This is a genomic window from Providencia sp. PROV156 (assembly GCF_028480905.1).
Taxonomy (GTDB): domain Bacteria; phylum Pseudomonadota; class Gammaproteobacteria; order Enterobacterales; family Enterobacteriaceae; genus Providencia; species Providencia hangzhouensis.
Genome location: NZ_JAMPPE010000009.1, coordinates 64498 through 89135, shown reverse-complemented (window position 1 = coordinate 89135; position 24638 = coordinate 64498). Strand labels below are relative to the sequence as shown.

Annotated in this window: 18 protein-coding genes and 1 pseudogene; 7 read left to right on the top strand and 12 right to left on the bottom strand. The window is 41.8% G+C overall.

Annotated elements, in window-relative coordinates; translation table 11 throughout:
* Positions 1 to 204: 204 nt before the first annotated feature.
* From glnG to glnA, 3 genes are all read right to left on the bottom strand, one after another.
* On the bottom strand, positions 205 to 1677 hold the full coding sequence (gene glnG / locus PSF31_RS08805; RefSeq protein WP_004262724.1) for a nitrogen regulation protein NR(I): 1473 nt from the start codon (positions 1675 to 1677) through the stop codon (positions 205 to 207).
* Between the two features lie 9 nt (positions 1678 to 1686).
* Positions 1687 to 2736: a nitrogen regulation protein NR(II) gene (glnL, locus tag PSF31_RS08800; RefSeq protein ID WP_004262719.1), complete on the bottom strand. Its 1050-nt coding sequence runs from the start codon at positions 2734 to 2736 to the stop codon at positions 1687 to 1689.
* A gap of 156 nt (positions 2737 to 2892) precedes the next feature.
* Entirely contained in the window at positions 2893 to 4302 is a 1410-nt protein-coding gene (gene glnA, locus PSF31_RS08795) for a glutamate--ammonia ligase (protein WP_004262716.1), read from the bottom strand.
* A 503-nt stretch (positions 4303 to 4805) separates the two neighbouring features.
* Here glnA and PSF31_RS08790 point away from each other — a divergent pair.
* A pseudogene (locus PSF31_RS08790) lies at positions 4806 to 5027 on the top strand (colicin Z C-terminal domain-related protein); the annotation flags it as partial.
* Positions 5028 to 5597: 570 nt separating this feature from the next.
* Here PSF31_RS08790 and PSF31_RS08785 read toward each other — a convergent pair.
* Complete coding sequence (locus PSF31_RS08785; protein ID WP_232062921.1) at positions 5598 to 6407, bottom strand: PadR family transcriptional regulator; 810 nt, start codon at positions 6405 to 6407, stop codon at positions 5598 to 5600.
* A 433-nt stretch (positions 6408 to 6840) separates the two neighbouring features.
* On the opposite strand from PSF31_RS08785, the gene typA reads away from it, so the two are divergent.
* A complete protein-coding gene (gene typA / locus PSF31_RS08780) occupies positions 6841 to 8664 on the top strand; it encodes a ribosome-dependent GTPase TypA (RefSeq protein ID WP_004262702.1) in 1824 nt (607 codons plus the stop codon).
* Between the two features lie 81 nt (positions 8665 to 8745).
* On the opposite strand, the gene PSF31_RS08775 is transcribed toward typA, so the two are convergent.
* Entirely contained in the window at positions 8746 to 9348 is a 603-nt protein-coding gene (locus tag PSF31_RS08775; RefSeq protein WP_004262700.1) for a hypothetical protein, read from the bottom strand.
* Between the two features lie 351 nt (positions 9349 to 9699).
* Here PSF31_RS08775 and yihX point away from each other — a divergent pair, with 351 nt between their 5' ends.
* The 3 genes from yihX to fabY all read left to right on the top strand — a co-directional run bounded on the left by yihX (position 9700) and on the right by fabY (position 11751).
* Positions 9700 to 10314, top strand: coding sequence for a glucose-1-phosphatase (yihX, locus tag PSF31_RS08770; protein WP_004262697.1), 615 nt, complete (start codon positions 9700 to 9702; stop codon positions 10312 to 10314).
* A gap of 61 nt (positions 10315 to 10375) precedes the next feature.
* Positions 10376 to 10813 carry a D-aminoacyl-tRNA deacylase gene (dtd, locus tag PSF31_RS08765; RefSeq protein WP_004262693.1) on the top strand — a complete coding sequence of 146 codons (438 nt, stop codon included), beginning with the start codon at positions 10376 to 10378 and terminating at the stop codon, positions 10811 to 10813.
* Between the two features lie 23 nt (positions 10814 to 10836).
* Positions 10837 to 11751 (top strand): fatty acid biosynthesis protein FabY, encoded by a 915-nt coding sequence (fabY, locus tag PSF31_RS08760; RefSeq protein ID WP_036958598.1) that lies wholly within the window; start codon positions 10837 to 10839, stop codon positions 11749 to 11751.
* A gap of 76 nt (positions 11752 to 11827) precedes the next feature.
* Here fabY and PSF31_RS08755 read toward each other — a convergent pair whose 3' ends face one another.
* Positions 11828 to 13585 (bottom strand): AsmA family protein, encoded by a 1758-nt coding sequence (locus PSF31_RS08755; protein ID WP_096863549.1) that lies wholly within the window; start codon positions 13583 to 13585, stop codon positions 11828 to 11830.
* Between the two features lie 126 nt (positions 13586 to 13711).
* Positions 13712 to 15100, bottom strand: a complete 1389-nt coding sequence (locus PSF31_RS08750) for a uracil-xanthine permease family protein (RefSeq protein WP_096863580.1) — start codon at positions 15098 to 15100, stop codon at positions 13712 to 13714.
* 235 nt (positions 15101 to 15335) lie between these two features.
* Here PSF31_RS08750 and gltS point away from each other — a divergent pair, with 235 nt between their 5' ends.
* The gene (gltS, locus tag PSF31_RS08745) at positions 15336 to 16550 is read left to right on the top strand and encodes a sodium/glutamate symporter (RefSeq protein ID WP_004262677.1); all 1215 of its coding nucleotides are present in this window, start codon (positions 15336 to 15338) and stop codon (positions 16548 to 16550) included.
* A gap of 97 nt (positions 16551 to 16647) precedes the next feature.
* Here the strand turns inward: gltS and recG are convergent, their stop codons facing one another.
* The 5 genes from recG to gmk are packed head-to-tail and all read right to left on the bottom strand — an operon-like array spanning position 16648 to position 22573.
* Complete coding sequence (recG, locus tag PSF31_RS08740; RefSeq protein WP_096863550.1) at positions 16648 to 18729, bottom strand: ATP-dependent DNA helicase RecG; 2082 nt, start codon at positions 18727 to 18729, stop codon at positions 16648 to 16650.
* Positions 18730 to 18744: 15 nt separating this feature from the next.
* The gene (gene trmH, locus PSF31_RS08735) at positions 18745 to 19458 is read right to left on the bottom strand and encodes a tRNA (guanosine(18)-2'-O)-methyltransferase TrmH (protein WP_096863551.1); all 714 of its coding nucleotides are present in this window, start codon (positions 19456 to 19458) and stop codon (positions 18745 to 18747) included.
* A gap of 22 nt (positions 19459 to 19480) precedes the next feature.
* Positions 19481 to 21598, bottom strand: coding sequence for a bifunctional GTP diphosphokinase/guanosine-3',5'-bis pyrophosphate 3'-pyrophosphohydrolase (gene spoT / locus PSF31_RS08730; protein WP_004262666.1), 2118 nt, complete (start codon positions 21596 to 21598; stop codon positions 19481 to 19483).
* 19 nt (positions 21599 to 21617) lie between these two features.
* Positions 21618 to 21893 (bottom strand): DNA-directed RNA polymerase subunit omega, encoded by a 276-nt coding sequence (gene rpoZ / locus PSF31_RS08725; RefSeq protein WP_004262665.1) that lies wholly within the window; start codon positions 21891 to 21893, stop codon positions 21618 to 21620.
* Positions 21894 to 21949: 56 nt separating this feature from the next.
* On the bottom strand, positions 21950 to 22573 hold the full coding sequence (gene gmk / locus PSF31_RS08720) for a guanylate kinase (RefSeq protein WP_004262662.1): 624 nt from the start codon (positions 22571 to 22573) through the stop codon (positions 21950 to 21952).
* Between the two features lie 320 nt (positions 22574 to 22893).
* On the opposite strand from gmk, the gene ligB reads away from it, so the two are divergent.
* Entirely contained in the window at positions 22894 to 24621 is a 1728-nt protein-coding gene (gene ligB, locus PSF31_RS08715) for an NAD-dependent DNA ligase LigB (protein ID WP_096863552.1), read from the top strand.
* The last annotated feature ends 17 nt before the right edge of the window (positions 24622 to 24638 follow it).

Below are 24638 nucleotides of genomic sequence, written 5' to 3'. Positions count from 1 at the left end.
AATATTTCATTTTAAAACAAAAAACAGTCTAAAATGTATTATATTAAAGGTATTATCCGAAACCAATCATCATTAATGGTGATTTATTTAACGTTTTAATATCTTTTTTTGATGTAGATTGGTATGGCGTTATTGAATATTAAGATAAGCATGAAATAATAAATTAAGTCATGCCTATCTTAATAGGATAGTAAGTTTGGGGGGTTATTCAATTCCTAGCTCTTTTAATTTTCGAGTTAATGTGTTTCTTCCCCATCCTAATAAACGGGCCGCTTCTTGCTTATGGCCATTGGTGTATTTCAACGCGCAATTTAACATTGTACGTTCGAGTAAGGGAATAGTCTGTGCAAAGAGGTCTTCTTTGCCTTCTATTAACGCGTTATCGGTCCACTCTTCCAGTAATTCAAACCACTGAGCTGCAGAAATAGGATTTTGTGATGACAATGATTGTGTTGGCATGGAATCAGCTTGCGATGATTTTACCACTGCATTTTGTTGTGGGTGCTCTTCAAGTAAATCATCGGGCAAATCTTGCGGTAAAATTTCTTGGCTTGCTGCCATCACGGTTAACCAACGGCAGACATTCTCCAATTGGCGAACGTTACCTGACCAATAATAGCGCTGAAGAATTTTTTCGCTGTCAGGGTGGAGAACTTTAGCTTCGACACCGAGTTCTTTTGCCGTATTTTGTAGAAAATAATCGGCGAGACGTGGGATATCTTCAGTGCGTTCACGTAGCGGTGGTAATTGTACTCGAATGACATTTAACCGGTGAAATAAGTCTTCGCGAAATAAGCCTTCTTTAACTCGTTTTTCAAGATCTTGGTGGGTCGCTGCAATAATCCGTACATCCACATTGACTGGGGTATAACCCCCAATACGATAGAATTGGCCTTCAGCCAGAACACGTAACAAGCGAGTTTGTACATCAAGGGGCATATCGCCGATTTCATCTAAAAACAATGACCCATGGTTAGCTTGTTCAAATCGGCCCTGACGTACTTGAGTCGCACCCGTAAATGCGCCTTTTTCGTGGCCAAATAGCTCAGATTCAATTAAGTCTTTGGGAATAGCCGCCATATTTAATGCAATAAAAGGGGCGTCGGCACGAGGGCTGTGTTGATGTAACGCGTGGGCAACCAGCTCTTTTCCCGTTCCTGATTCGCCATTAATAAGCACACTAATTGATGAGCGTGATAAACGGCCAATAATGCGATAAACCTCTTGCATCGCTGGTGCTTCCCCGATCATGGTCGAAGAGACTGTAGGGGCAGGCTGCTTAGCTTCACGGCTAGTATGGTTTTGTTCACGGCTATGATTCAGAGCACGTTCGACTAATGCGACGGTTTCATCAATATCGAAAGGCTTTGGTAAGTAATCAAATGCCCCTGATTGGTAGGCATTTACGGCAGCATCAAGGTCAGAGTGTGCTGTCATAATAATAATCGGCAGAAGCGGGTGTGATTGCTTGATGGTATTCAGAAGCTCAATACCATTTGTGCCTGGCATACGGATATCAGATAACAACACATCAGGGAGTGAATTTTCTAATGCGGCGAGTACAGCATCCGCACTGTCAAAGCAGGTGCAAGCGAATTTTGCATTATCTAATGCACGCTCAAGTACCCAACGGATGGAACTATCATCATCAACCACCCAAATTTTTCCCTGCGTCATGGTTATCTCCTATTTCTTAATTGGTAGATAAATGGAAAACTCAGTGTGGCCTGGCCAACTGGTAAATTCGATTTTTCCTGCGTGTTGGTCAACTAAACTGCGAGCAATCGATAGGCCAAGCCCTGTGCCATCAGGCCGTCCGCTCACCATGGGATAAAATAATGTATCCTGAATTGCCAATGGAATACCCGGACCGTTATCTTCAATATCAATACGTGCAGCTAATCGATAACGTTCACCTTGTAGTGTGACTTGAAAAGCCGTTCGTGTACGCAAAGTGATATAGCCTCCCGTTTCGGCGAGGGCTTGTAAGGCGTTTCGGGTGATATTTAGCAGCACTTGCTCGATTTGGTCTGGGTAATACTCTAATTCGGGCAGGCTTGGGTCATAGTCACGAATTAGTGTCACATTATCGGGCTTTTCTAATGACACCAACCGCGTTACATTTTCCATAATATGATGAATACTTTGCTGTGTTTTTGGCCCTGGATATTGTGGACCAAGCAGACGATCAACCAATGCTCGCAAGCGGTCGGCCTGTTCGATAATCACTTGAGTATATTCATTTAATTGTGGGTCAGGCAACGCTTTAGATAGCAATTGCGCAGCGCCTCGCAAACCTCCGAGAGGGTTTTTGATTTCGTGAGCAAGTCCACGGATCAGTTCGCGGGCAGCCAATTGCTGGGCATTCTGTGCGAGTTCTTGGCTCAAACGCCGTTGGCTATCTAATTGTGAAAGCTCAACTAAAATAAATTGCTCTGAAAAAGGCTGTGCACTGAACGACATCACGTGGGAATGGTTGTTAAATACTAAGGTGACTTCGTTCTCGGTAAAACTATGGCCATCTTTTAAGCTATTGAGCATGAGTTCATCATTGAGCGAACAATAACTGAATAATAGTGGCAGTGGCGTACCGTATAGCTTGCGCTGGCTTTGGGTTAAGATCTGGAGTGCAGCATGGTTGGCGTAATGGATAACCAAGTCGTAATCCAAAATTAGCACGCTATTAATGAGTGAGTCGAGAATATGTTCCGGTGCTGGCAAATGTTCGGTTTTCATGTAATGTTGCTCCTGCACTATTTTGGTGCATTATACCTGATAGACCAAACAACCGATATTTGATTTTTGTTGCGTAAATACGTTAGAGATAAAAGGCCCCATCAAAAGATGGGGCAAGTGCTTCACGGCAACAAAGACTAACAGTGGAACGGCGTGTTACACACTGTAGTACATTTCAAATTCGAGAGGGTGTGGCGCCATACGAACACGTTGGATGTCGGCACGGGTTAATTCGATATATGCATCGATAGCATCATTAGTGAATACGCCACCACGGGTTAAGAATTCACGGTCTTTATCTAATTCCGCTAATGCTTCGTCTAAAGAGCCAGAAACTGTTGGAATTTCTTTGGCTTCTTCTGGTGGTAAGTCATATAAATTTTTGTCCATCGCATCACCAGGGTGGATCTTGTTAATGATGCCATCAAGGCCTGCCATTAACTGAGCCGCAAACGCTAAATATGGGTTAGCTGCTGGGTCTGGGAAGCGAACTTCAATACGGCGTGCTTTAGTGCTCGCAACGACTGGAATACGAATCGAAGCAGAGCGGTTACGTGCAGAATATGCCAACATTACAGGTGCTTCAAAGCCCGGAACTAAGCGTTTGTATGAGTTAGTGGTTGGGTTAGTAAATGCGTTCAGTGCACGTGCATGTTTAATAATACCGCCGATGTAGTACAGCGCCATTTCGGATAAACCGCCATATTTGTCACCTGCAAACAGGTTAACGCCACCTTTAGATAAAGACATATGGCAGTGCATACCAGAGCCGTTATCGCCCACTAAAGGTTTAGGCATAAAGGTGGCTGTTTTACCGTAGGCATGTGCAACATTGTGAACAACATATTTATAAATTTGAGTTTCATCCGCTTTTTTCGTCATAGTATTAAAGCGGGTCGCAACCTCGTTTTGGCCAGCTGTCGCCACTTCATGGTGGTGAGCTTCAACAACTAAGCCCATCTCTTCCATTGTGGTACACATGGCTGAACGTAGGTCTTGTGATGAATCAACCGGTGGAACTGGGAAATAACCGCCTTTTACTGCAGGGCGATGGCCTTTATTACCACCTTCGTATTTGGTTCCCGTATTCCATGCCGCTTCGATATCATCGATATGGTAGTAACTACCATGCATGTTGTTGCCAAAACGAATGTCATCAAAAACGAAAAATTCAGGTTCTGGTCCAAAGAGAACGATATCGGCAATTCCACTTGAGCGCAGAAAATCTTCCGCACGTTTTGAAATTGAACGTGGGTCTCTGTCATAACCTTGCATCGTGCCCGGCTCTAAAATATCGCAGCGAATGATCAACGTGATATCGGCAAAGAACGGGTCTAACATTGCAGTTGATGGGTCTGGCATTAATACCATGTCTGACTCATTGATGCCTTTCCAGCCACCAATAGATGAACCATCAAACATCTGGCCTTCTTCAAAGAAGTCTTCGTCAACTTGATGAGCAGGGATAGTGATGTGTTGCTCTTTACCTTTAGTGTCGGTAAAACGCAGATCAATAAATCTAACATTGTGCTCTTTAATTAACGATAAAACATGTTCAGCGGACATCTCGGCTCTCCTGGTCGGGTCTAATCAACAAATCACAGGCTATCATATTGATAATATGTTTGTTGTTTGTCTGGCGTGTTAGTCATATATAAATAGGTAGCACGCGCTCTATAAATAGATAAGCGAAAAGCGTGCCAACTTTTTAATTATAGTAAATACTGATTGTTACGAAGGAATGTCAATCGATTGAGTTAAAAATAGGCATGAATTGCACTATTTTGGTGCTTCTTGTTGGATGTTTGCACTATTTTGGTGCTAATTTAAACGCGGATCATTTATGTCATGCATTCATAATAAATGTAATATTTTATGTTCTTTGCTTATGTCAGTATTAATAAAGATATATTTGAGCAACATTTTGAGTTGAATCTAAATATATTTTTTGCACTTTACATAATACTCATGTGAAAAAGTGACGACATAGTTAATGGGGGAATAAATATATGGCAAGATCTCAAGGTTGGGCACCACCACTAGTATGGGGACCGTAGGTTAATCTCCATACGCACGTAGGGAATAGCGCTTATACTGTTTCATTTAATGCAGTATCAAGTCTGCAATCAACATTTGATGCTGAAATACAATATGTAACCAATTCAGGTGATAGAACCATTCACACTATGGGGCCTAGCTCATATAGAATTAATGGAAATAATGGGGCAGGACAAGACCGAATTAGGTTTAAGAGCCATTCAGTCGGGCTGACGATAGAGGTCAGGTACTAAATATAAAAGTTGCTTCATGCTAACTTTAATTATTCATCAAAGATTTAAATAAATCTAAATTAGATTGATTATTTAGATTTTGATAAAAACCATTATCTAATGAATGGATGTTTCCTAAATAAATGTCTTTTTGAATAAGAACGTTGTTAAAATAAACATTCATTTTTTCATTTTTATTTTTTGTTAGAAAATCATACAATTTAGGTCGGCAATTATTTGTATTGCTAAGCGTTATAAAAACAGTATGTTCATTATTTTTTGATTCATCCTGATATGATTCGATACACTCTATATCTAATTGAAAAGATGAATTATTTGTAGAGTAAGATAAAATGTTATCGCTTTTAATTTTGCAACTAATGAGCGATAGTCCCGTTATAATTGCGATAGATGAAACAAAAAAAATTTTTTTTGAATTGTTCATAAATATTATTATCATTCCAAAGGCTAAATTTTTTATAGTATATACCATAAACAGAAAATTTTATGTTATTTATTCTGATGTGCGAGAGGAGTAGAACTCGTATATATAAAGAAGGCCCATATAACAAAGAATATGGGCCTCTTGCATTATTCATCATCACTATTAGTGAGTAATGTATTCACTTCTTCAATTTGTTTTACTGCATCATTGATGATGGATGCAATTTGGCGAGTTTGCTCTTCATTTAGCTGTTTTAAAACCATTTTGTGACGTAATAAAGCTTTAAAGCGACTGACTGCCACCTCAATGTCTTCTGCTAAATTACTGCCTTGTTGCATATCACGTGCTTTTGCCAGCTTACGAGCAATAACCGCTTCAATTTCTTTATTTTGAGCTAGATGGGCAGAGCCTTCAGGTGTAATCGTAAAACTTTTGCGATTGCGTTCAACAATCTGAGACTCCAAGAAACCTTGTTCTTCAAGCAGTGTTAGCGTTGGGTAAATAACCCCCGGGCTAGGAACATACAAGCCATTTGAGGCTTCTTGAATATCTTTGATAATTTCGTAGCCATAGCTTGGTTTTTTAGCGACTAACGAGAGTACCATAATATGAAGATCGCCATGGTCGAATAAACGACGAAGGCCTTTACCTCTTCCACGGCCTCTTTGGCTGTCATCACCATGGCCTCGACCATGACGGCCTTCGCCGTGGCAGCGTTCACCGTGCCCATGACCATGACGGCCTTCACCGTGGCAGCGCTCACCGTGCCCATGACCATGACGGCCTTTGTTGTGGCAGCGTTCACCGTGCCCACGACCATGACGGTCTACGTCGTGGCAGCATTCACCGCTTCCATGACCATGACGGCCTTCATCGTGGCAACATCCACCGCGGTGGCCATGTTGATTTTCATCATGGCGTGCATAATATACATGACGACAAGATTTAATTAGCATATAGTTACTCCTTAGTTTGTAACTTTAGATATATCGAATTTATTTTATGGTTTTACTATATTTAGATATATCTAAATAGTCAATTTAGATATATCTAAATAATGCAAAAAGATATTTAAACTGGCAGTTAAGAAAGAAAGTCTATTTTTTGTTCTTTTTTTGGGCTGCGAATATTAAGTTTTTAGCGTATTATTCTGTCACTTCGTGGTTTCGCAGAGATGATGCTCATTATTTTGTGAGGGAATCTGGCACTGTTACGCAACTGAATGTTTTTTCGCTAAAAACTTTTTATACAGTGATGGGTTTCACATTTATTCCACTTGTGCGGAAAAACGTGTAAAATAACAGCAAATTAACGTAGAAAGTATGCTTTGGGTGTGAATAACGGCTCAGTAAGCATATTCCTTTCCTGTCAATTAAACGGTAAAAATCCTTGTCAATTCAAAATTTAAGAAACATCGCCATCATCGCTCACGTTGACCATGGCAAGACCACACTGGTTGGTAAATTATTGCAGCAATCAGGCACGTTCGGTGAACGTGAAACTGTTGATGAGCGTGTTATGGACTCCAATGACTTGGAGAAAGAGCGTGGTATTACTATCCTTGCTAAAAATACCGCTATCCAATGGAATGGTTATCATATCAATATCGTAGACACCCCAGGTCACGCCGATTTCGGTGGTGAGGTTGAGCGCGTTATGTCTATGGTTGACTGCGTACTGCTGGTTGTTGATGCGATGGATGGGCCAATGCCACAAACTCGTTTCGTAACGCAAAAAGCGTTCGACCACGGTTTACGTCCTATTGTTGTTATCAATAAAGTTGACCGCCCAGGCGCACGCCCTGATTGGGTTGTTGACCAAGTATTCGACTTATTCGTGAACTTAGGTGCAACGGATGAGCAACTCGATTTCCCTATTGTTTATGCATCTGCATTAAACGGTATCGCAGGCCTTGACCACGAAAACATGGCTGAAGACATGACTCCACTGTATGAAGCGATTGTGGAACATGTTGCACCACCAGCAGTGGATATCGACGGTCCATTCCAAATGCAAGTTTCGCAATTGGATTACAACAGCTATTTAGGTGTTATCGGTATCGGCCGTATCAAACGTGGTGTTGTTAAGCCTAACCAACAAGTAACAGTTATCGATAGCGAAGGTAAAACTCGTAACGGTAAAATTGGTAAAGTTCTGACTCACTTAGGTTTAGAGCGTATTGATTCACAACAAGCTGAAGCGGGTGATATCGTTGCTCTGACAGGTTTAGGTGAACTGAACATTTCTGACACCATTTGCCAAGTCGGTAGCGTTGAAGCATTGCCTGCGTTAGCGGTTGATGAGCCAACAGTTAGCATGTTCTATTGTGTTAATACCTCACCATTCTGCGGTAAAGAAGGTAAGTTCGTGACTTCACGTCAGATCCTTGACCGCTTGAATAAAGAATTGGTTCACAACGTTGCACTGCGTGTTGAAGAAACTCAAGATCCAGACGCATTCCGTGTTTCTGGTCGTGGTGAGCTTCACTTATCTGTTCTGATTGAAAACATGCGTCGTGAAGGTTTCGAATTAGCAGTATCGCGTCCAAAAGTTATCATTCGTGAAATCGATGGCCGTAAACAAGAGCCATTCGAACAAGTGACTTTAGACGTTGAAGAACAGCACCAAGGCGACATCATGAAAGCTTTAGGTGAGCGTAAAGGTGACCTGCGCGACATGATGCCAGACGGTAAAGGCCGCGTACGTCTTGACTACGTGATCCCAAGCCGTGGTCTGATTGGCTTCCGTACTGAATTCATGACAATGACATCAGGTACTGGTTTACTGTATTCAACATTCAGTCATTACGATGATGTTCGCCCAGGCGAAATCGGCGGCCGCCAAAACGGTGTTCTGATCTCCAATGGTCAAGGTAAAGCAGTTGCTTATGCGCTATACAGCCTGCAAGACCGCGGTAAGCTGTTCTTAGGTCACGGTGCTGAAGTGTATGAAGGTCAAATCATCGGTATTCACTCACGTTCTAACGACTTAACCGTTAACTGCTTAACGGGTAAAAAACTGACTAACATGCGTGCGTCAGGTACTGATGAAGCAACAACACTGTCACCACCAATTAAAATGACTCTGGAACAAGCACTAGAGTTCATTGATGATGACGAGTTAGTTGAAGTGACTCCGCAGTCTATCCGTCTGCGTAAACGCCACTTGACTGAGAACGATCGCCGTCGTGCAAACCGTTCTAAAGAAGACTAATTATCGTTACGTGATGTTGTTGATTACGTCATTGTAGTTATCCAGTAAGGCGCCGAAAGGCGCCTTACTTATTTATAAGGTTTATAATGTCTTGTCTTTTTTCATAAAATACAGCGACGAAATAAACAGTCCGATAATTAAAGGGATTTCGTATAATTCTTCGATAAGGCTTTGTAGTTCAGAATGATATAGGAAAACTGAACTGAGAAATCTATGGTGTTCAACACTATCTGAAATCACAAAAGCGCACAGGGTCAGTAGTAGGCTCCAAAGTGGAATAGCTGTGTTTTTTAGGTGAAAAATAATACTTTTTCTTAATGAAGAAGCAAATAGCATCAAAACTAAACTGCCAATCAAGATGATAGAAATTAGCCTGAAGTAAGAGTGATCCAGATTAGGAAAAAATTCACGCCCCCAATTTATTCCTCTGCCAAATAATGTTACCCACCAGATAGTTGCCCACACCCAAAATAATTTCATTCCCTGATTTTTTTGCTGTAATGGTTTCATATAAAACCAAGTGAAAATGGCACTGATAATTAGAATAATAGATTGAAAATGTTCAATAATTTTTGTTGTAAGGTCGATATTAAAATCCAGAGGGATAGTATTAAATAATGGAATTAAAAATAAGCTTCCCCACAGAATAGCAATCGGCCAAGAGATTGTTTTATCTATTTTCATAGTATGACTTTTATATTTTAAGATTTATTTATTACTGATATCGGATAGATATCAGCTCACATTGCTTGTGGCATGGCTTGCTACGTAAAAACTATTATGCAAAAAGCGTATGGAGGGACTTAACATTTAGTATCAAAAACCGATAGTGCTGTGTGAAATAGCACCTTTGGGATAAAAAGCGTTTTCTCATTAATGGAACAAATCGTCTGGTTTGTTGTTCATTAATTGCGCTAAGTGTGGATTGCTTAATCGATAAATTGACAAAATAACGTGAATTATCACTAATTAGGGCTGTTCAGTTGCGTGAATAATGATTAAAGTAAATTTAGTGAATAACAATGAGGAAAATTTATGCTGTATATCTTCGATATGGGTAATGTGATTATTGATATCGACTTTAATCGTGTATTTGATAAATGGTCTGAACTCAGTGGTACACCAAGTGAAGAGATCAAATCACGGTTTACTTTTGGTAATATCTTTCAATTACATGAGTGTGGAAAAATTTCAGACATCGAGTTTGCTGAGCTGCTTTGTGAAGAAATGGACATCACTCTAAGCTTTGAAGACTTTGCTGAAGGCTGGCACGCTATTTTTATTTCGTTAAGACCTGAAGTCATTGATATTATGGAACGCCTGCGTGAGCAAGGGCACCGAGTGGTGGTTTTATCGAATACCAACCGTCTACATCTAGACTACTGGCCAGCACACTACCCAGAAATTGCAGCCTCCTCCGATTTCCTATATCTGTCCCAAGATTTAGGCATGCGTAAGCCTGATCCTGAAATCTACAAATATGTACTGCAATCAGAAGAGTTTGATGCTGCAGATGCTATTTTCTTTGATGATGTCGAAGAAAATGTAAAAGCCGCAGAATCCCTTGGTATTCGTAGTATTCATGTTGTGGATAAAGACACCATTCCTGAATATTTCCGCACTTACGATTTTAGTGCAGAAGTTGAATAACATCCTGATTTTATAGTGGGGCAACGGCTAACGTTGCTCCATCTTTTTGTAAAGAGTCATCATGATTGCATTAATCCAAAGAGTCACTCATGCGAGTGTGGCTGTTGATCAGAAAATAGTAGGGCAAATAAATGCTGGGTTGTTGGTTTTGCTTGGCGTTGAAAAAGATGATGATGAGCAGAAAGCCAAACGTTTGTGTGAAAAAGTACTGGGCTACCGTATTTTTAGTGATGAACAAGGGAAAATGAATCTCAATGTTCAACAGGCGGGAGGCAGCCTTTTGGTCGTTTCTCAATTTACTTTAGCAGCTGACACTAAAAAAGGTATGCGGCCTAGCTTTTCAGGGGGAGCAGAGCCTGAAAGAGCGGATGCTTTGTACCAATACTTCGTTGAACAGAGCCGCCAGCAAGGGGTTGAAACACAAACCGGTGAGTTTGCCGCTGACATGCAAGTGAATTTAACCAATGATGGCCCTGTTACCTTCTGGCTACAAGTGTGAGTTCATTTTTAAAGGGGGAAGCGATGTACCATTTACGTACACCGAAAGATGATATTGAATTTGCAACTTACTACCATTTTCGCTGGGAAATGTTGCGAAAACCGTTTAATCAACCCCTAGGTTCAGAAAAAGATGGTTATGATTTAACCGCACACCATCAAATGGTCGTGGATGATAAAAACCGTATTCTTGCCATTGGTCGCTTATATATCAATGCTGACAACGAGGGAGCAATCCGTTTTTTAGCCGTTAACCCTGCCATGCAAGGTAAAGGACTCGGTAAATTGATTATCATGGCCCTAGAGTCCGTTGCACGCCAAGAAGGCGTCAAACGCATCGTATCCAGTGTTCGTGAAGAAGCAGTACCCTTTTTCGATAAAATGGGCTTTGAGAACCGTGGGCAAGTTGCTGGGCAGTTAAAAACACCTGTGCGCCATTACTTGATGATCAAACCCATTGAGACATTAGACCAAATTCTACATCGTCCAGACTGGTGTGGTGAGTTACAACAAGCTTGGTATAAGTATATTCCATTAAGCGAAAAAATGGGTGTCCGAATCGACCAATACACGGGGACTCGTTTTATTACTACCATGCCGGAGGCGGGCAATCAAAACCCCCATGAAACGATTTTTGCAGGGAGCCAATTTTCATTAGCCACACTGACAGGATGGGGGCTGATTTGGCTGTTAATGCAAGAACACCAGCTTGGTGGCGATATTGTATTGGTCGATGCCAGTATTCGTTATGGTAAACCTGTAAGTGGCAGGCCTACAGCAACTGCGGACTTAGCTAATATGAGCGGTGACCTTGACCGTTTAGCTCGGGGTAGCAAAGCGCGAGTAAAACTGAAAGTCGAGGTCAGTAACCCCGATGGTAAAGTGGGCGCTGTATTCAGTGGTGTCTATATGGTGTTACCTGTAGAGCCCGCAAAGTAACGTTGTTTATTGAAAATTAAAAGATAAAGGCAGGTATGATTGACCTGCCTTTTGTATTTCTATGGATTGATAGTTTCTATGGATTGCTAAGAGCGGGGAGCGGCTCTACCAAAGAAGGCTCGGTAGGCTGTAAATCGGCTTCGGACTCTACTGAAGAAGTGACAACCCCGTTAACAACGGTACGGAATAGGCGTTTACCTTGCAATGGTATGGCCATCAATTCCCCATTCAAACTTTTTGCCACTGATGGGGCGAGTAAGTCCCCTTGTAATGTCGCATCAAAGTCACCGATAACTTGAGCTGGGAAGCCTGCCCAACCCCATTGGTTTAAATCGACGAGGTCAATATTAGAACCTGATGCCCTGAGTAAGAAGGGGACTTTTTTGGGCTCTTGTTTTACCAGCAAGCCAATTTTACTGATACCTTTATCAGTACTGACCGTTAAGCTCGCTGCTGCCGAGGATTTACCACTTTGGCGTATTTCGACAAATGGACGGCGCACTATAACTTGGTTGATTGTGCCGCTATCTGCATTGAATGTCGCTTTACCGCTCCAAATTCCCCATTGTTTCTGTTTGATTAAATCAACATTTTCAATATTACCGCTTAATGCCGTCAACTCGAAAGGAAATTGCGGCTGGATATTCATCAAAAGTGATTGGGAAAGGGTGAATTTCTTAATATTTAAACCGGACAACCACGCTGGCGTTGGTTGCGCGAAGAAGGACAACCAATTTTCAGGTAAGGTATATAAGATACCCGCAAGTTTACCTTCATCGATAGTGAGTACTTGATTATTGCGTTGCCAAGACCCACTGAGGTTAAAAATGCCTTTATTATAGTAACCTGATAACTTGCTGATATTGAGGTTATCACCGTTAATATTCAGCTCTCCAATTAAGGTACTCAGCAGCTGGTCTTTCACGACGAATTGGTCGACATTAAAGCTAATGCTGCTTTTAGGGCTAGTCCAGCTGCCTCTAACGAAGCTGAGTTGGTCAATTTCGGTGCTTAAGCCAGAAAGTGCCCAATCTTTACCTTGAATATCAACATTGGTTAGTTCTACTTTTTTGACTTGTAGTGATTTATCACTCGTTATTGCATCAAATAGTGAATCGAAATCAACATTATTTTCCCAGCCAACTTTATTCATGGTGAGGGAGTCAACCATGATAGAGCCATCATTAAGTACCTTCCCAGTGCCCGCAATATAGCCATTATTTAAGTAGGCGCTTGCTTGGCTTATTTCTGTTCCTTGCTGCTGTAATTTACCGGTAATGGCAATATTCTTGAATGCAAGGTCATTGAATTTTAATTGGTTAGAGGTAAATCGAAAATCACCGTAACCAAAAGGAGTGTTTTCGGTAGGTTTCCAAGGGGTCATTCCTCCCGTAAAGCCGGCGACTTGTACCGTATCATTGCCTTTTTTAAGCGTAATCTGGCTATTTTCAAATTGCAAAATAGTCGCGGAAATAGGGAACAACACCGTATTTGGTGAGACTGTTGTAGATAATGTCCCTTGAGTGATAACCAAACGTTTTATTGCGGTGCCACTAAATAGGTTTAGCCAATTAACATCAACCACGACTTGCCGTGAATCTAAAGATAGGTCACTGTTTTTAGCCGTTAACTTAACATCTTGGAAGATGAACTCACCGGGGTTAGAAAACTCATGCCCCATAATTCCCACATCAATATCGTAACCGGTAAATTTACTTAAAAATTGACTGGAGTAGGATGCGCCCCAACGGGTTTGTAGCCCGATATAAGTAAAAATAAACAATAGCAGCAGTAACAAAAGTGCATAGGTAGTAAATTTGATTAACCATTTCACAGTTTACTGCTCCTTTGGTTTGTGAACGAATAGGCACAGGAAGAAACCGTCTAATATAATGACAATTTAAGGATAGCATACAGAAAAACCGCCAGAGTGTTCAACACTGGCGGCTAGAATGAAAGGTTATTTTTCGAGAGGGAAGACTAAATTCAGAACAATTGCAGTTAAACCACCCGCAGCAATACCTGAAGAAAATAATGTTTTTAACCAGTCAGGCGCGAATTGCAAAATCAAGGGTTGCTGTGACACACCCATACCCACGGCGAGAGAAAGGGCTATAATCATGATGGCGCGGCGATTGAGTGGCTCACGAGACACGATACGCACTCCTGAAGCGGCAATGGTACCAAACATCACAATGGTTGCTCCGCCTAATACGGGCTCAGGGATTTGTTGTACAAAGCCTGCAACCGCAGGGAATAGCCCTAATAACACTAACATTAAAGCAACAATGTAACCGACATAGCGACTTGCCACCCCTGTTAATTGGATAACACCGTTGTTCTGCCCAAAACAAGAGTTAGGGAAAGTATTAAATACCGCTGAGACCATTGAATTTAAACCATTGGCAAGTACGCCACCTTTGATACGTTTCATATATAAAGGGCCACGAACGGGTTGTTCTGACACATCTGAAGTGGCGGTAATGTCACCTATCGTTTCTAAGGAGGTCACCATAAAAATGAGAATTAGTGGGATCAGCAGGTTCCAGTCAAAGGATAAGCCATAATAGAAAGGCTCAGGGACAGTAATAATTGGCTGATTGGCTTCCATTGGTTGCGCATTTGGTAACATGTCCATCCACCAAGCTGCAATATAACCAACGGCCATGGCAATAACTAAAGATGCGACACGCAGGTAAGGGTTTTTCTGCCGATTTAGCAAAATAATAACCGCTAAAACAACCCCTGCCAAAATCAGGTAATCTGGTGAACCGAAGGTATTATCGCTAATCGCACCATAACCACCACCAATGGAGGTTAAGCCGACTTGAATTAAAGATAAGCCGATGATCATGACAACGACACCAGAAACCAGTGGTGTAATGACTCGACGGGCTAGATGTAGAAAACGTGAAAGAATCACTTCGGTTAATGCGGCGACGAGTAACGTGCCAAATAAAGCTGCCATCATGGATGGGATATCAGCTCCACCTTGCTTGAGTGCAACACCTCCCATGATTAAAGGTGCAACAAAGTTAAAACTGGTACCTTGAATCGAAAGTAGGCCTGAGCCGATAGGGCCCCATGCACGAATTTGAATTAAAGAAGCAATACCGGAGGCAAATAAAGACATACTAATGATGCGCTGAGTATCGTGAGCTGGCAGCCCCAGAGCCTGACAAATCAGCATCGCTGGGGTAATAACAGCGACAAACATCGCCAGAAGATGTTGCCCAGCAGCAAACAAAGCTTGCGGCAGTGGTGGACGGTCTTCTAATTTGTAAATGAGTTCGCTTTGCGTTTGTATGGTTGCTTCGGTAGTTTGCTTTTCAGACGTCGCAGTATTCATTGCCTTCATTTCTCGCCAACAAAAAACGCATTGTAATGTGTCGAAATTAAAAAGCAATCGTTTGCTTTTAAAAAATATATTCATTAGTTAAATAGTGTCGTCACATTTATATATATTTTAACTTGTATTTATAACAGTTTTTTTTTCTAATCCTACAACCTGCTTTTGGCGTTTTAAGGAAGAAATTAACGTCTAACTAGTTTTTGATAATTTTAACAACAGACGAGGTACGTGAATGTATCATCTCGATGTCTACGGTACACTGGTAGCTGCTACCTTAGTATTATTGCTTGGGCGTAAACTGGTAAAATCAGTCCCTTTTCTTGAAAAATATACCATCCCTGAACCTGTTGCGGGTGGGTTGTTAGTTGCTTTTAGTCTTTTATTGCTTAAACAATTATTTGACTGGAGCCTTTCTTTTGACTTATCACTGCAAGAACCTATGATGCTGGCATTCTTTGCCACAATTGGTCTTAATGCCAACCTTGCTAGCTTGAAAGCTGGTGGTAAGGCATTGTTTATATTTATTTTTGTGGTTGTAGGCTTATTGCTAGTCCAAAACACAGTGGGGATTGCCCTTGCTGAATTATTGGGGCTAGACCCTTTAATGGGGCTGTTAGCTGGCTCAATTACCTTATCTGGCGGCCATGGTACTGGTGCGGCATGGGGTAAAATTTTCACTGAAAATTATGGTTTCCAAAGTGCAACAGAAGTTGCAATGGCGTGTGCTACATTTGGACTCGTTCTTGGTGGTTTAATTGGCGGACCTGTTGCACGTTTTCTAACACGTAATATTCCAACGCCAGGAACGGCAGAAGATGATAAAGATGTGCCAACTGCATTTGAGAAGCCTCAATCAGGGCGCATGATCACGTCAATGGTTTTAATTGAAACTATTGCATTGATTGCTATCTGTTTGCTGATAGGAAGTTATATTGCAGGTGAATTAGCCGATACTCCTTTTGCACTGCCTAAATTTGTATGTGTACTGTTTGTTGGTGTTATTTTAAGCAATAGCCTATCACTGCTTGGTTTTTACCGAGTGTTTGACCGCGCCGTTTCTGTTATGGGTAACGTGAGCCTATCATTATTCTTAGCGATGGCTTTAATGAGCTTGAAGCTCTGGGAATTAGCATCACTGGCCATTCCAATGATCATCATTCTTGCTGTACAAGCTTGTGTAATGGCAGGGTATGCAATTTTTGTTACCTTCCGTGTGATGGGGAAAAACTATGATGCCGCTATTTTAGCTGCGGGGCATTGTGGTTTCGGTCTTGGGGCTACGCCAACAGCGATTGCGAATATGCAAGCGGTAACGGATAGGTTGGGTCCATCTCACCTTGCGTTCCTTGTGGTCCCAATGGTTGGGGCATTCTTCATTGATATTGTTAATGCGATAGTCATTAAATTGTATTTAATGTTGCCACTATTCCCAACTATTGCGGGATAGTTTTTATTTAATAATAAATCAAGTTAAGCAGGTATTGCCGTGAAAATATTCACGGCAATTTTCATTTTAAGGAATGGATAAAAAGAAGATATAAAACTTAAGCGTGGCTGTATTGTTCTCGCTCAGGTAACCAGCGCTCAATAAGTTGTTGTGCATTTTCTGGGTAGTTTTGTTGAATATGGCGAGCGAGGCGTTGCACTTCTGGCAACATATATTGGTCACGTAACAAATCAGCGACCTTAAATTCTGCATTTCCTGTTTGTCTAGTGCCTAATAATTCCCCAGGCCCGCGAATTTCGAGATCTTTTTGTGCGATAACAAAGCCATCATTGCTGTCCCGCAACACTTGTAGCCGTTGTTTAGCGGTGTGGGTTAGCGGTGTCTTATATAATAATACGCAGTGAGATGCGATAGCTCCACGGCCAACTCGCCCTCTCAATTGGTGCAATTGAGCTAAACCAAGGCGCTCAGGGTTATCAATGATCATCAAACTGGCATTAGGCACATCAACACCGACCTCAATGACCGTTGTAGCCACAAGCAGTTGAATTTCATTCCTTTTAAAAGCCGCCATAATGCTTTGTTTTTCAGCTGGTTTCATTCGCCCGTGGACTAAGCCTACTTTTAATTCAGGTAGTGCCAGTGCGAGTTCTTCGCTGGTCACTTGAGCCGCTTGTGCTTCTAATAATTCAGAGTCTTCAATGAGTGTACAGACCCAATAGGCTTGGCGACCTTCTTCAATACAGGCTTGGCGAACGCGTTCAATAATATCGTTACGGCGAGTGTCCGGGATGGCGACAGTAGTGACAGGCGTACGGCCCGGAGGAAGCTCATCGATGACAGAGGTATCTAAGTCTGCATACGCTGTCATCGCCAGTGTCCGTGGGATTGGCGTAGCGGTCATGATCAATTGATGAGGGTGGTACCCTTGCTGCTCACCTTTCTCACGCAGAGCGAGCCGCTGATGAACGCCAAAGCGATGTTGTTCATCAATGATAACAAGCCCCAGCGCTTTAAAGCTCACTTGCTCTTGGAAAATAGCGTGTGTTCCAACAACCATCGCAACTTCTCCACTTGCGATGGCATCTTGCTGAGCCTGACGTGCCTTACCCTTCTGTTTGCCCGCTAGCCAACCCACTTTAATGCCTAAAGGCTCTAACCATTGTTTGAATGTATTGGCATGTTGCTCTGCAAGAATTTCGGTGGGAGCCATCAAAGCTACTTGTTTGCCATTCTCGATGGCACAAACGGCCGCTAAGGCTGCAACAAGCGTTTTTCCTGACCCTACATCCCCTTGAATCAAACGCATCATAGGGGCATCTTTGGCGAGGTCTGCTTCAATTTCGCTAACAACACGGTTTTGTGCATTTGTTGGCGAGAAAGGTAATTGTGCGAGTAACTGTGATTTTAATTGACCACTTGTTGTTAACGGCTCGGCATATAGGCGTTCGTTGCCTGCACGGATGGCTAGCATACTGAGGTGATGTGCTAAAAGCTCTTCGAGTATAAGCCGTTTCTGGGCAGGATGGTGCCCTTTCTCCAGTTCAATCAAAGCGACATTCGGTGGTGGATTGTGTAATAAGCGAATGGCATCTGGTAGGCTTATCATTCCACGGCTAAGCTCTTCTGGTAGCAATTCTTTTATTTTTCCGCTATCAAGTAACCTTAGCGCTTGTTCCATTACCTTGCGTAAAGTGGCCTGACGAACACCTTCCGTGGTTGGGTAAACAGGTGTTAAGTTCTCTTGTAAGCTGATATTGCTGGTGTCTTGGGAGACTTTATATTCGGGGTGAATGATTTCTGGCCCTGTATTTCCTCTGCGAACTTCCCCATAGGCGGTGACCTGTTTTCCTTCTGCTAAGTTATTCTTCATTGCAGCTGAAAAATTAAAAAAACGTAAGGTGAGGTTACCTGTGCCATCGGAAATCAAGCAGGTCATCATTCTTTTGCGGCCGAATACCACTTTAGTTTGCAGTATTTCACCGGTAATTGTTGCGGTCGTACCGGGGAGGAGATCTTTTATTTGATATAGACGGGTGTGGTCTTCATAGCGTAATGGGAAATGAAGAAGAAGGTCTTGAACGGTGTTCAAACCGATTTTACGCATTTTTTCTGACTGGCTTGCTCCAATTCCGTGCAATGAAGTCAGTGAAATGGTATCAAGTAGCCCATTATTCATGTTATTTCCTTTTATTTAACCAAACTGCCGTCTTTTCATTTTTTCGGTTAATTGCATTTGTGCCCACCACGAGTCATCAGCTTCAATTTGCCCTTGGTTATTGATAAATGGGCGAGGAAGTCCCTTACGTTTAGCAACTTCAGCCAGTACAGGGTAACCTCCTTCAAATAACCAAGTTTGTTGTTCATCTGGTGAGAGTAAGCAATGGTCACGTTCGTACATACCCGCCTGCTGCCGTTGCCGTTGGGCTTCATATAAAATCAGTGCAGAAGCAACGGAAACGTTCAAAGATTGCACCATGCCAGCCATTGGAATGATAATGTGTTTATCAGCCAGTGCGAGGGCTTGTTGTGAAATCCCTGTTTTTTCTTGCCCCATCATAATACAAGTTGGCAAAGTATAATCAATTTCACGAAAATCAACGGCATGTTCTGACAAGTTAGTCGCCAAAACCTGCATATTTTGTGATTTTATGTGGGCAATTGCTTCTTCGGTGGATGTGTGTGAAATAATTTTAACCCAGCTATTACTCCCCGCAGCAGAAGAAACGGACAGTTTGACTTGTTGGTCCGGCCAAATAGCATGAATTTGATGGATCCCTACGGCATCCGCACTGCGTACAATCGCAGAAACATTGTGCGGTTTATGAATTTCTTCGAGGCAGAGAGTTAGGTCAGGCTGCCGCATCGCCATCATTTGGCAAATGCGGCGATAGCGGCGTTCATTCATAGTTATTAATTACGTATGGTCGTTAATTACGGTTTCGGCTAACACGTAGAACGTCAGGCATAATACGGATTTTCCGCATCACATTTGCCAATTGAACACGGTTTTTAGTTGTAAGGCGAATAAAAGCGCAATATACACGGCCATCTTTTTCTTCTGTATTCATACTTTGAATACTTGAGTTGGCGTCATTAATGGCGGCAGTTAAATTCGCTAAAGCACCTTGGTGATTAATCATATCCACTTTAATTTCAGCGATAAAGTCGGTATCAGTGTCGTTGTCCCATTCAACAGCCATAAATTTATCAGGTTCTTTTTGATAACCACGAATGTTGCGGCAGGATTCATGATGAATAACGAGACCTTTACCAGGACTAATATGTGCAACAATTGGGTCACCAGGAATAGGACGACAACATTTTGCAAAGGTGATTAAAACACCATCAGCACCTTTGATAGAGAGTTTATTCCGGCTTTCAACTAACACTTGTTCTTCAGGTGTATTTTGTGGATTGTTCTGTAGGTTACGTGCGACAACCACACTCATTGCATTACCCAACCCAATTTCAGCAAGCAAATCATCGATAGAGTGCAGCTTCATGCGTGCCAATTCCGCATCAATATTGGCTTGAGGGATATCAGTGAGTTTATTTCCTGCCCCTAGCGCATGGTTGAGTAAACGGCGACCTAAATTAATAGAATCTTCACGTTTTAAGTTTTTCAATAACTGGCGAATTTTGGCCCGCGCTTTTGAGCTGACAACAAAATTGAGCCATGCTGCATTTGGCCGTGCGCCTGGCGCGGTAATAATTTCGACAGTTTGGCCACTCGTAAGGGATTGCGAAAGTGGGTAAGGCTGGCGATCAACGCGCGCGCCCACGCAAGCATGACCAATATCCGTGTGTACTGCGTAGGCAAAGTCAACAGGTGTTGCACCGGTAGGTAATTCAACAATACGGCCTTCTGGGGTGAAAACGTAGATTTCATCCGGAAATAGATCCGATTTAACGCTTTCAATAAATTCAAACGAGCTACCTGCACTTTGTTGTAACTCAAGTAGACTTTGCATCCAACGTTGAGCTCTAACTTGTGCTGTTGTACCTTGTTCGCCTTGCTCTTTATAGGCCCAATGCGCAGCAACCCCCATCTCAGCCATTTGGTCCATGTCTTCTGTGCGAATTTGAACTTCGACAGGAACACCATGTGGCCCAATCAATGAGGTATGTAGCGATTGATAGCCGTTGGCTTTAGGGATAGCAATATAGTCTTTAATACGCCCCGGACGCGGTTTGTATAAACTATGCATTTGGCCTAAAACGCGGTAGCAAGTATCCACATCTTTTACAATTACCCTAAAAGCATAGATATCCATAATGGAATGGAAACGTTGCTCTTTTTGGTGCATTTTGCGATAGATGGAATAAAGGTGTTTTTCTCTGCCACTTACGCGACAAGGAACTCCTGCCTCGGTTAGCCTACCGTCAATTTCCGAGAGAATTTTTTGGATCATCTCTTTTCGGTTACCGCGAGCAGCCTTGACGACTTCCTTAATAACACGATAACGGTTGGGATATAACGCTTCAAAACCCAGCTCTTCAAGCTCTGTTTTGATGTGGTGTATACCTAGCCTGTGGGCTAACGGGCTATATATTTCAAGGGTTTCACGTGCAATGCGCCGACGTTTATCGGGCCTAAGTGACCCTAACGTGCGCATGTTGTGAGTGCGGTCTGCCAGTTTTATCAAAATGACACGGATATCTTTTACCATCGCCATGATCATTTTGCGGAAGTTTTCTGCTTGGGCTTCTTTTTTGTCGCGAAAGTTGAGCTTGTCTAGTTTGGATACACCTTCGACGAGACCGGCGACGGTGGTACCAAACAATTCTTCTATATCTTGAAATGTCGCTGGAGTATCTTCAATCACATCATGAAGTAGCGCTGCCATTAGTGTTTCATGGTCCAAACGCATCTCAGCAAGAATACAAGCAACAGCAACTGGGTGAGTAATATAAGGCTCACCACTTGAACGGGTCTGTCCTTCATGGGCATCCCGAGCAACAACATAGGCTTTTCTTAGTAATTCAATTTGTTCTTTAGGAAGATACTTTTGAATGACTAAATTAAGGCTTTCAAACAGATACAAGGCAGACCCACCTTAGTGATTAGCGACGACCTTCAGCGATTGCAGAAACTGCTTGCATTTCAGCCGCTTCTTGCTCTTGCTGTTCTTGGCGCTCACGCACATCTAAAATGTGACCGTTGATTAAGCCTTCTTCTACTTCACGTAATGCGATAACAGTGTATTTATCATTTTCTTCAGGAACTAAAGGGTCTTTTCCACCCGTTTGTAACTGACGAGCTCTACGTGCCGCAACCAATACGAGGTCAAAGCGGTTACCAATTTTTTCTACTGCGTCTTGAACAGTTACGCGTGCCATAAATGTGCTACTCCAAAGAAATAAAAAAATGACCTGATATGATACTGAAACTATTCTCAGTCTGCTAGTAATTTGCTGATTAAAGCATCATGTCGTTGAACTTGACGCCCTAATTTTAAACGCTCAGTACGGATGATAGATTGTAAATCGCTCAGTGCGGTATTGAAATCATCATTAACAATAAGGTAATCATACTCGTTGAAATGTTCAATTTCACCTACTGCTTGTGACATGCGTTTTTCAATAACTTCATCGCTGTCTTGCCCACGACCACGCAGTCTGCGATAAAGTTCATCTTTTGATGGTGGGAGAATGAAAATACTACGCGCCTCAGGCATTTTGGCTCTTATCTGCTGCGCTCCCTGCCAATCGATATCAAGAAAAACATCAACACCACTATTTAATACATCTTCAATGATAGGTTTGGACGTCCCATAATAATTCCCAAAAACGCATGCATGCTCTAGGAATTCACCTTTGTCGACCATTTGTAAAAAATCAGTTTCAGATACAAAGAAATAGTGCTCGCCATGGACTTCTCCTGGACGTGCAGTTCGAGTTGTATGAGAAACGGAAACCTGTGTGTCATACAATGGTTGTGTTTTTAATAAAGCCTGAATCAGACTTGATTTCCCTGCTCCACTAGGGGCAGAAACAATATATAACGTGCCTTGTATCATGATGATTTCTTGAATAGTCGAGGATTAAACATAAAAGATGGTGATAAACCCGACATAGTATACACGGACTTGCATCAACATGCAGCGATATCAATAAATCATGAATTTTAATTAAATGAATTTGATTAGTAACTAAATTGTGAACGGGCTCGAGAAATTAACTTATTACTCATGAAAGCATCATTAGTTTTGCGAAGCCTTTTGCAAACAACTTCTTTTGAGGATGAAGACTTTGAGAAGTTGTTTGATGCTTAGCAACTGAGGGGAAAATACTTTAAAAGAGTAATGTCTTAATGGATTGGTAATAACAAGGAATAGTTATGATTTATATTTTGTATGGTTATTGGTTCGCGTCAGTTTATAGATTAAGTGGGTTAATTGTTGGGGGAATGGTGTGTATTAATGTAGCTCAAGCAACGCAGCAAATTGCCGTTAATAAACCGTGTGAAAAACAAAATAGTAAAATAATAATTCAGGAAAGTCATCGGTTAGGAAAACAATTACAACTGTGGAACCAAGCTTACCGTTTGGCGGGTAGCAGTTCCATTAGTGATGAAGCTTATGACCAGCTATTTAATTTATGGCGTTCTTTGCAACGATGCCAGCAACTCCCCGAAGAATTGCCAGAAGTACTATTACCTGAAAAATCACAGCTAACTATGCATCCCATTCCTCATACAGGGTTAAAGAAACTTAATGAATTAGAAGTTTATAGCTGGATAGAAACACGTAAAAATATCTGGCTACAACCTAAAGTCGATGGTGTAGCAGTAACGTTGGTTTATAAAAATGGCAAGCTTATTTCCATGATTAGCCGAGGAAATAGTGTTGAAGGAATCGAGTGGCGGGCAAAAGCAGATTTTATTCCTGCGATACCCAAACAAATCAAATATTCAGGCATGTTAGTTCTTCAAGGCGAATTATTTTGGCGTATGAATGGACATATTCAAGCTAAAAGTGGGGGAGTGAACGCTCGTAATAAGATTGCGGGGTGGTTAATGCGAAAAAATGAGCCAACCGCCCTTGAAGAAAATATTGGTATTTTTATTTGGGCATGGCCTGCGGGGGATGCTAATCCAAAAACACAGTTAACATTACTTTCTGAGATAGGTTTTCCGCTTGCTGAACAATATAGCCATAAAATTGAAAATAAGATTCAAGCTAAGCAACTAAGGGAATACTATTATCAAGGGCAATTACCATTTGCTACAGATGGCGTAGTGCTTAAAAATTTTCCAGCGCCAGCAGCATCAGCTTGGCAATCAAAACAAAATAGTTGGGCGATTGCATGGAAATATCCATTACGCAGTGTGCTATCAGAGGTAACTAAGCTTCAGTTCAATATAGGAAGGACCGGGAGAATTAGTGTTGTAGCTAGCATAACTCCCATCAATATTGACTCGAAAACTATTTCAAAGGTAAATGCTGGATCATTATCATCATGGGAAAAACGAGATTTACTTGTTGGAGATAAAATACTTGTCTCTCTTTCAGGGCTAGGAAGTCCAAAGATTGAAGATGTTATTTGGCGACGAGAGGAACGCGAATATCCAGAGACATCAACCTTAAAACAGTTTCACTCACTAAGTTGTCTTACTTATACTGAAGTTTGCTCACAGCAGTTTGTCGCAAGGTTAACGTGGTTAGGTAAACAACTACGTATGCGAGGAATAAGTGAGGCTACATGGCGCCAGTGGGTAGAAAACCATAACCTAACTCGATTAACAACTTGGTTGTCAGAACAATGGCAAAGCGATTTATCGAAAGGTAAAAAACACCAAATGTTAGTAAAGCAACTGAAAATGGCAAAGGATCAACCTATTTCGCTTTGGTTAAAAGGTCTCGCAATTCCACTAACTAAATTACAAGTAGGGAAAGTGACTGACATAGGTATGTTGTATGACCCATCATGGGTTAACAGTCTAAATTTGACGAAGCTGCAAAAGAAAAAATTAGCTAATTGGCTAGCGGAACCAGAAATTGAATCTATTTTACGTATATTGTCTGACATGAAAGCGATTCAGCCACCAATAGAAAGCCATCAATAGTAAATCATTAATGGCTG